The organism is Streptomyces mayteni, assembly GCF_054783955.1.
Window position 1 is genome coordinate 25,191 of the sequence record NZ_BAAGPR010000084.1, and the last position, 8,221, is coordinate 33,411.

The 8,221-nt window shown below is 73.5% G+C and carries 7 protein-coding genes and 1 pseudogene; 2 read left to right on the plus strand and 6 right to left on the minus strand.

Annotated features, from left to right (window positions below):
• Positions 1-14 precede the first annotated feature (14 nt).
• Positions 15-620: a hypothetical protein gene (locus ACYVPE_RS28985; protein ID WP_461036693.1), complete on the plus strand. Its 606-nt coding sequence runs from the start codon at positions 15-17 to the stop codon at positions 618-620.
• Positions 621-710: 90 nt separating this feature from the next.
• Here ACYVPE_RS28985 and ACYVPE_RS28990 read toward each other — a convergent pair whose 3' ends face one another.
• From ACYVPE_RS28990 to ACYVPE_RS29000, 3 genes are read right to left on the minus strand one after another with little or no spacing between them, the layout of a single operon-like run.
• Entirely contained in the window at positions 711-1,367 is a 657-nt protein-coding gene (locus ACYVPE_RS28990) for a response regulator (RefSeq protein WP_461036694.1), read from the minus strand.
• On the minus strand, positions 1,346-2,443 hold the full coding sequence (locus ACYVPE_RS28995; RefSeq protein ID WP_461036695.1) for a hypothetical protein: 1,098 nt from the start codon (positions 2,441-2,443) through the stop codon (positions 1,346-1,348). Before ACYVPE_RS28995 ends, ACYVPE_RS28990 begins: the two co-directional genes overlap by 22 nt.
• Entirely contained in the window at positions 2,436-3,632 is a 1,197-nt protein-coding gene (locus ACYVPE_RS29000; protein ID WP_461036696.1) for a sensor histidine kinase, read from the minus strand. The genes ACYVPE_RS28995 and ACYVPE_RS29000 overlap by 8 nt, the downstream gene beginning before the upstream one ends.
• A gap of 320 nt (positions 3,633-3,952) precedes the next feature.
• On the opposite strand from ACYVPE_RS29000, the gene ACYVPE_RS29005 reads away from it, so the two are divergent.
• Entirely contained in the window at positions 3,953-4,921 is a 969-nt protein-coding gene (locus ACYVPE_RS29005; protein ID WP_461036697.1) for an AraC-like ligand-binding domain-containing protein, read from the plus strand.
• Positions 4,922-5,025: 104 nt separating this feature from the next.
• On the opposite strand, the gene ACYVPE_RS29010 is transcribed toward ACYVPE_RS29005, so the two are convergent.
• The 3 genes and pseudogenes from ACYVPE_RS29010 to ACYVPE_RS29020 form a co-directional block, all read right to left on the minus strand.
• Complete coding sequence (locus ACYVPE_RS29010) at positions 5,026-6,252, minus strand: MATE family efflux transporter (protein WP_461036698.1); 1,227 nt, start codon at positions 6,250-6,252, stop codon at positions 5,026-5,028.
• The gene (locus ACYVPE_RS29015; RefSeq protein WP_461036699.1) at positions 6,249-8,024 is read right to left on the minus strand and encodes a lipopolysaccharide biosynthesis protein; all 1,776 of its coding nucleotides are present in this window, start codon (positions 8,022-8,024) and stop codon (positions 6,249-6,251) included. The genes ACYVPE_RS29010 and ACYVPE_RS29015 overlap by 4 nt, the downstream gene beginning before the upstream one ends.
• Positions 8,021-8,221 (minus strand): annotated as a pseudogene (locus ACYVPE_RS29020) (hypothetical protein); the annotation flags it as partial. The gene ACYVPE_RS29015 and the pseudogene ACYVPE_RS29020, both read right to left, overlap by 4 nt.

The window sequence follows — 8,221 nt, forward strand, 5'->3', positions numbered from 1 at the left end:
AGTGAGTGATACACATGCGTACCCGTCGTTCGAATCTGGCCGTGGTCGCGGCTCTGGCTCTCGCGTCGACGCTCGCGGCCTGCTCGTTCGAGGCCGGCGACCTCGAACCGGTGGGCCGCGAGTCCGAGGCCGTGGAGTCGACCACCGCGCCGGACACGGACACCGAGCTCCAGACGGTCACCGCCGAACACCTGACGGCGGGGGTCCCGGCCGACTGGCAGTCGGTGGGTGACGCCGACGGCTGGTCCTACGTCCACCAGCTCGACGACGGCGACGGCGGGGTGGCGGGCCGTATCGGCTTCATCCCCGGCGGCACGCCGATGAGCGCCCAGGAGGCCATCGACTGGTTCATCAGCAGCGTCGAGGAAACGGGTGCGACCAACGACGACTACGCGCCGACCACCACGCTCCGCACGGGCGAGGACCGGGCCAACACCTCGTACACCTACCAGTCCGCCGGCCAGGAGTACCGGGGCCAGGTCTGGGCCATCAGCGACAGCAACGGGATCCCGTCCCTGATCCAGCTGTCCGGGACCCCGGAGGTGATCACACCGGAGTTGGTCGCGCAGGTCGACGAGAGCCTGGACGTCACGGGTGTCTGGTCAGGGTCCACTCCCTGACCCGGGTGCCGGGCCAGGTACGAGGCGACGGCGGGTGGCGCTCGGCGCCCCGCCGCCGGGCTGGCGCGCTCCAGTCCGTTCGCGGCGGGGTCACAGGTCGTCGAGGTGGACCAGGCCGTCCTGGACCGCGCGCGCCACCAGGGCGGCCTTGGTCGGCGCCTCCCGACCGCTCAGGGCGTACTTGATCCGGATCCGCTCCAGGTGGGAGTTGACCGTGCTCAGTGAGATCCCCAGGCGCTGGGCCACGAAGTCCTTGGACTCCGACTGGAACCACTCGACCAGTACCTCGGTCTCGCGCGCCGACAACGCCGGCCGGTGGGCGGAGCGGTCGCCGGCGAGCGCACCCGCCAGGGTCGGCGGGGTGTACGCCCGGCCCGCCGCCGCGGCCCTCGTGGCCCGCAACAGGTGCTCGGCGCCCTCCGCCTTCGTCAGGTAGCTCAACGCCCCCGACTCCAGGCACCGCAGAGCGATGTCGTCGTCCAGGCGCATCGAGTAGACGACGACCCGCCTGCCCGTCTGGGTCAGTCTCCGCAGATCGCTCAGCGCCGGGGTCGGGCCACCCAGGTGCAGGTCGAGGATGACCACGTCGGCCTCGGCGCCTTCACCGAGCCAGGCGACGCGGACATCGTCGCCCGCGGCGGCCACCCGGATCGGGGGCGTGCCGGACGACAGCCAGTGGGCCACCCCGGCCCGCACCGCCGGGTGGTCGTCCACGATCACCGCGCTCAACTGCTCGTCCGCCGCCATCTCGCCCCCACCCGCACGTGTTCACCATAGGTGCCGGAGTCCACCTCGACCTGCGGCGATGAGCCGACGACCACCCCGACTCCGGCGTCCGCGACCACGGCCACCCGCACCTCCTCGTCGGTGCGCAACACGCTCACCCGCGCGCGTGTCCGAGCCGCCGACAGCGCGGCGACCACCGGACCGGTGAGTTCACGACGCACGCTGGTCGGCACCGGCACGACCGTGCCGCTGACCGCCAGCGAGACCTCGACACCCCGCCGCTCCGCCTCGTCGACGCACGCGGTGACCTCGTGCACCAGCGGGTCGGGGACGTCGTCGTTCTCGGCGAACAGCCTGCGCAACTGGGTCGCCGCGAGGGCGCACCGCCGCTGTGTGTCGTCGTCGCGCGGGTCCAGCACGCCATCGGCCATGTCCGCCAACAAGGGCAGCGTCACGCCCAACTGCCCGGCGAAGCCGATCCGCTGCCCCCGCTCCCGCTGCTCGGCCAACGCCACCCTGGTCACCATCCGATCCCGCTCGACGGCCGCCTCGGTCGCCTGGCGGGCACCGCGGCGCAGCATCCGCGTGATCACCACGACCGCCAGTTGAACGCTGGTGGTGCTGAGCACGACCGCTCCCGCGGCACCCACCTCGACCCGCTCCGGCACTCCCGACAGCAGGAACTGGGCGACTTTCGCCGCCACGTTCACGGCCAACGCCGTCAGCAGCAAGGGGACTCGGTCGAGGAGTAGCAGCAACAGGTGCCACCCCACCAGGCCGAACGCCCAGTCCGGCGCACGGAAGTGCCCGTCCGGCGGCAGGACGGCGGTCGCGGCGGGCGAGGCGGTCAGCACGACCACCGCGCCGACCAGCACGACGGTGGGCGGCAACGGCCGCCCGCGCACCACCCACGCCCCGCACGTGGCGGTGACGAGCGCCAGGGCGGTGAACGCGGCGACGGCGACCCAGGCCGGCCGGTACTCGTGCGTGACCAGCGGGGCCAGGCACAACCCGAACTGCACGGTACCTGCGACGCCGAGCAGTGCGATCCGCATCGTGGGGTGCACGTGGTCGGCCACGGCGCGGTCCTCACCCATCGGGCCACACCAGCCGCACGGTGGTGCCCGCACCGGGGGACGAGGTGACCACGGCGCCGCCGCCGACCGCGGTCATGCGTTCGACGACCGAGCCGCGAATGCCGCGGCGGAGGTGCGGCACGTCATCGGGGCGGAACCCAGGACCGGCGTCGGCGACTTCCACGACGACGCCGTCGCCCTCACCACGCACACTCAGCGCCGCGGTGTCCACACCCGCGTGCCGCTCGATGTTGGCCAGGGACTCACGCACCGCGCGCACCAGCGCGAGTGCCACCGACGCGGGCACCAGCGGCACGTCCCGCCACTCGGCTTCGACGGTCAACGGGCGGCGCTCCACGACGGCGCGCAACGAGGCTCCCAGGTCCACCGGGCTGTCCTGTGCTGTCGGCCCGCCCGCCGAGCCGGTGAGTATGGCCAGGTCGTGCCGCGCGTACCCGGCCACCTGTGCCGGATCGGTGTCGCGACCGTTCACCGCCACCAGGAGGAACGTCGCCGAGGCCGTGTCGTGCAGCAACGCCAGGTACTCGCGTTCCCTCCGGTGGCGCTCCAGGGCCAGCGCTTCCGCCCGTTCCAGCTCCGCCCGGCGGTCCCGCAGCACGTCCACGCGCCTGCTCGACCACCGCAACAGCACGAACGCCAGACGAGCCAGCACGCACTCGGCCAGGAGCCGGAGCACGATCGCGCCCCCTTCGCCGAAACCGACCACGGCGAGGTCGACGGCGAGCAACCCGGCGGTGACAGGTACGGCGACCTTTGGCGGCCACTCCCACTGCAGCGTGATCGCCGTCGTGGTCAGAACGTTGAGCGCCCACTGGTGCGGCTGTCCACCGGTCCACTCCTGGGTCGCGCAGATCGCCACCACACGCGCTACGGCGAACCCGAGTGCCAGTGGAGCCGCACGCCCCGAGATCCCGGTCCAGCAGTCCACCACAGCGCCGACGACCACAAGACCCAGCAGCGCGAACCCCAGCGGCATGAAGTCGTCGGGCACCGCCAGGAGCCCGAACGCGCTGGTGAGCAGCAGCCCGACCCCGCGCACGGGTGCGGCGAGACGGCGAGCGGTGGTCACGAACTCCGCCTCGACGTCGCCCGGCGGGGAACTCGAGGACGTCGCGGTCCTCGACACCCCGGCGCGGAAGCGCGGTCCCCGCGGGTCGATCACGGGACGGCGGATGGCTCCAGCAGTCACTTCAAGTCCCTGACAAACGATTCCGGCCGCTCACCCATCACACCATCAAGGCCGGTGACGGCCTCGCCCACAGACCCTAGGGTCATCGCGGGCCTCGGACTTTGTCGTCCGCGCAGGGAACTGTGTCAGCGGTGCACAGCCGCACGTTGACGCCGCACCGGGCGAGGCCCCGCGTATGCCCGTCGAGGCCGTTGCGCGGCGAGAGAGCGCCGTGCCAGACTCTGTCTGAGAACCGTCTGTGCCGAGGGGTGGCTTGTGGGGGAGCGGGCCGAGGCGTTGTCGGGCCGGCCTGATGGCCGGCGCAGGCGAAGGCCCGTCTCGTGAGCCCGGTCCTGGACACCGCGTTCATACCGCCGCGTGACCGGGAGGAAGTGCTCCGGCACGCGGTGTGGGAATCCATGGTGGCGGTCGACATCGATCACCGTCCTCCGGCCGAGGGCATCTCCGCTCGCGTGGGGCTCGGGGCCGTTGGCCCCCTCAGGATCTGTTCAGCGCGGGCGACCGCGGTCACCATCCGCCGGACGGAGCGGCTGGCCCGGGAGGACGAGGAGCCGGCCGTCACCCTGGGTCTTCAGCTGACGGGCACCAGCCTGGTGGTGCAGAACGGTCGCGAGTGCCTGCTGAGGCCGGGAGAATGCGCCGTCTACGAATCGATCGCTCCCTACACCCATCTCTTCGACGAGGGAGTCGACTACCACTTCATCCGTTTCCCCCGCGCGGCACTCGCGCTCCCCGAGCGGCTGCTACGGGACGTCACCGCGGTCCCCCTGGGATCCGACAACCCCGTTGCGCGCCTCGCCTTCACCTACTTCTCCCAACTGGCCGTCAGTGACGACATGCACCGGGGCGGGCACGCCGACGCCGTCGTGGAACCCAGCATCGAACTGCTCCGTGCCGTCCTGACGTCCCAGCACGGCAACTCCAGCCTGGCCAGAGGACCGTTGGACGCGACCCTCAGCCTGCGGATCACCCGGTACATCCGGGCACACCTGGCTGATCCCGATCTGTCGGCGGCACGGATCGCCGCCGCACACGGAATCTCCGTGCGTCATCTCTACGCCGTGCTGTCCCGGTCGGGCATCAGCCTCGGCGACTGGATCCGGACACACCGCCTGGCCGAGTGCAGGCGGGAGTTGGCCGGCCCGCACGGCCGACTGCGGACCATCGCGGCGATCGGACGAAGGTGGGGCTTCGTGGACGCGACCCACTTCAGCAAGGTGTTCAAACAGGCATACGGAATCTCGCCTCGGGACTGGCGCCACCAGAACCACCCCCGTTCCTCCGCCTGATGCTCTCCGCGCGGCCACGTTTCGCGTGACCGACCTCGGACGTCCGCACCACCCAGGCCCTTCGAGCCGGTAGGCCGGCAGGCCGACCCGGCAGGCCGACCCGGCTACTGCGCCGTGACGCGGAGTTCGAAGCCCGCGCGCAGCCAGCTCGCGGCCGCCTTCATCGCCGAGCCGGCCGCCAGGCCCCACGCCGCGCCGAGGATACCGCCGGCGGCGTAGCCGATGAGCAGGCAGGCGACGGAGACGAGCGAGAAGGTGAGTTGGACGGGGAGCGTGGAGCGGGGGGACAGGACGCGGAGGAGGAGCAGGCCGCAGGTGCCGAGGGCCATGACCGCGTACTGGGTGCCGGTGGCGGGGAGCAGCGAGACGGCCGCGTCCCAGGTGTCGCCGAGCAGGGCGCGGCCCGCCGCGTCCGGGAGGAGGAACAGGACGAGGGCCCAGCCGGCGGCCACGCCGGCCAACGTGGCGCCGGCCGTGAACGCGGCGCGGGCCTGCCGGTGTGGGCTCGGGTAGCGGCCGAGCAGCGGTGGGCCGAAGCCGGTGGCTGCGTTGAAGAGGACGTTGAGCGGCCCGAAGAGCGTCGTCGCACCGCGCAGCGCGCCGACCGCAAGCGGGTTGGCGAGCAACCCCAGGGCCACGATGGCCAGTTGGGACGCCGCGTTGCCGACGCCGAACTCGACGACGAAGCGGCGGCCCAGGTGGCGGCGGTCCAGCAGGGTGCGGGGGTGGATCGCCGTGGCGCCCCTGGTGTGGAGGAGCAGCAGCCCGGCGCCGAGCAGCAGCGCCGGCAGCGAAGAGAGGCCCCAGACCAGCACCATCCGGCCGGGGCCCGTGCCGTAGGGCTGGAGGGCGAGCGCGGGCACCGCGACCGCGAGCCGCGACAGGTCGGTGACCAGGGCGAGTTGGGGCCGGCCGAGGACGGCGAACGCGTAGCGGAGACCGTCCTGGGTCAGGACCAGCGGCAGCACCAGGCCGAGCGCCGTGAGGCCCTCCGCGATGCCGCCGGGGATGGCCACCGTGGCCAGCGCGGTGGCGGCGCCGAGCGCCGCCGACGCGCCGAGGGTGAACAGCGCCGACGCCCGGCAGTGGCCGTGCAGTTCGGCGGTGGCGCCGCGCCGCAGCACCAGCGCCTGCCCGACGTAGGCGGTGGCCGCGCCGAGCAGTAGCGCGAAGACCGTGTAGACGACGGCGAACGACGCGAAGTCCCCCGCCGTGGACTGCCGGGCGGCGCACACCACCACCGCGATGTTGGTCAGCGCCGCCACGCCCTGGTCGGCGATGGCGGCGACCGTGGCCCGGCGCGGGCCTGGGCTCTCGGATATGTCGCTCACTGCCGTGGGGAACCGTCTTCCAGCTCGGCGGGGTCGAGGACGCGGAGACCCAGGGTCTCCGAGCCGATGTCGCGGTGCTCGGGCGGGGCCGGCTGGCGGGTGGCCGGCGGCCAGGCGACCCGGGGGCGGAGCGGCGGCTGGGGCTGGTGGTGCGGCGGCGGCGCGGCCTCGGCCGGCACGTCGTCCTCGGCGGACGAGACCCGCTCCGAGTCGTTGCCGCTGCCCCAGGAGTGCAGCACCGCGCCGAGCAGGATGCCGCCGGCGCCGACCACCAACTCCCGTACCCGGGCGAGGTCGTCGCGCCGCACCTGGCTGGGGTCGCAGACCACGAGCACGCCGTCGACCCGGTCGGTCAGCGCGATCGCGTCGGCGTAGGAGAGCACGGCGGGCGCGAGCACCACCACGACGGCGCCCTTGGTGTCGGCGTGGCCGATCAGCTTGGTGGCGGCGGGCGAGGTCAGCGCGCGCGGCACGTTCCGCACCCGGGCGCCAGGCACCAGGTCGAAGATGCCGGACTCGCCGCCGTCGATGGGCACTCGGGAGCCTGGCCAGCCGCCGGCCGGGCCGCGCCCGCCGCCGTTCCCGGCCCAGCCGGGGCGGACGCCGTCGGCGTGCCTGAGCTGGTCGGAGAGCGTGGGGGTACGCAGGTCGGACTCGACGAGCAGCGCGTCCATACCCATCTCGGCGAAGGCGGCGGTCAGGTTGACGGAGGTGGCCAGCGGGGTCTCGATGCTGCCGCGCGGGGCGACCACCAGCAGCCGGCGGCGCTGCGCGAACGTCTCGTCGTAGGCGAGGCGGAACGCCACGGAGCGGTACTCCTCGGCGAGCCGGCCCTCGGCGAGCAGCTGGTCGGGGTGGCCGCGGCCGGTACGGGGCAGCACGCCGAGGACGGGCGCGCGCAGGGCGCGGGTGACGTCGCCGGCGGAGCGGACGGTCGGGTCGAAGACCAGCCGGACCCAGGCGGCGAGCAGGCCGAGGCCGATGCCGACGACGTAGCCGAGGCCGAGCAGCAGCGGCAGCCCGGGGCCCGAGGGGCTGCCCGGCGCGCTGGCCTCGGTGATGACCCGGCCGCCGCTGGTGTCGAGGGCCTGGAGGCTGGCGATGCTGGAGTTCAGCTCGGAGACCTGGGCGGCGACGCCTGACAGGTCGGCGACGGCGTTGTCGTAGGCGGTGGTGCCTTCGAGGAGGTTCTGGTCCAGGTCGATCTGGAGCTGGTCGCGGCGCTCGAGCAGCGGGGTGCGCTGCTCCTCGAGGGCCGCGACGTTGTGGGCGATGGTCTCGTCGGCGTCGGCCTGCCGGTGCTCCAGGTAGGCGGCGACGAAGGCGTTGGCCCGCTCGGCGGCGACGGCCGGGTCGTCGGCCGAGTAGGCGAAGCGCAGCACCTCGGTGTTGGGCGGGTTGGTGACCGTGAGACCGCTCTTGAGGGAGGAGCCGGCGCCCGGCCTGCCCAGGCTCTCGGCGGCGCGCTGGGCGACGACGTCGCTGACGGCGGTGCGCCGCTCGGAGCCCATGACGACGCGGTCCACGGCGGTGGGCGCGAACGGGTCGGCGGTGGGCATCCGCACGGTGATCTCGCTGGTGGCGATGTAGGTCTCGTTGCTGGAGAGCCCGAGCCAGGCGCCGCCGGCCAGGCCGAACAGGATGCCGCAGATGATCAGCAGCCGGTAGCGCAGCAGTTGGCGGAACTGGTCGCGCAGCAGGTCCGGTTCGTCGTACGGGTGGTGGCCGGGGGCGCCCGGGGTGCCGCGACCGTCCTCGCGCACTGCGCTCATGCGGTTCTTCCTTCTTCTCTGCGGTCTTTGCGGTCTTCTCCGCGGTGGGAGGCGTGCCGGGCACGGGCCTCGTCGAGCAGCGCGGTGACCCGGCCGAGCCCGGCGGCGCGGGACAGGTGGGCGCGGGCGTAGTCGGCGCCGCGGCGGCCCATGGCGTCGGCGGCGGCCTCGGCGGCGGCCAGCGCGCCGGCGGCCTC

Bases quoted from the DNA above. Each gene is read 5' to 3' on its own strand.
- ACYVPE_RS28985 (WP_461036693.1), top strand. From the start codon at position 15: ATGCGTACCCGTCGTTCGAATCTGGCCGTGGTCGCGGCTCTGGCTCTC.
- ACYVPE_RS28990 (WP_461036694.1), bottom strand. From the start codon at position 1,367: ATGGCGGCGGACGAGCAGTTGAGCGCGGTGATCGTGGACGACCACCCG.
- ACYVPE_RS28995 (WP_461036695.1), bottom strand. From the start codon at position 2,443: ATGGGTGAGGACCGCGCCGTGGCCGACCACGTGCACCCCACGATGCGG.
- ACYVPE_RS29015 (WP_461036699.1), bottom strand. From the start codon at position 8,024: ATGAGCGCAGTGCGCGAGGACGGTCGCGGCACCCCGGGCGCCCCCGGC.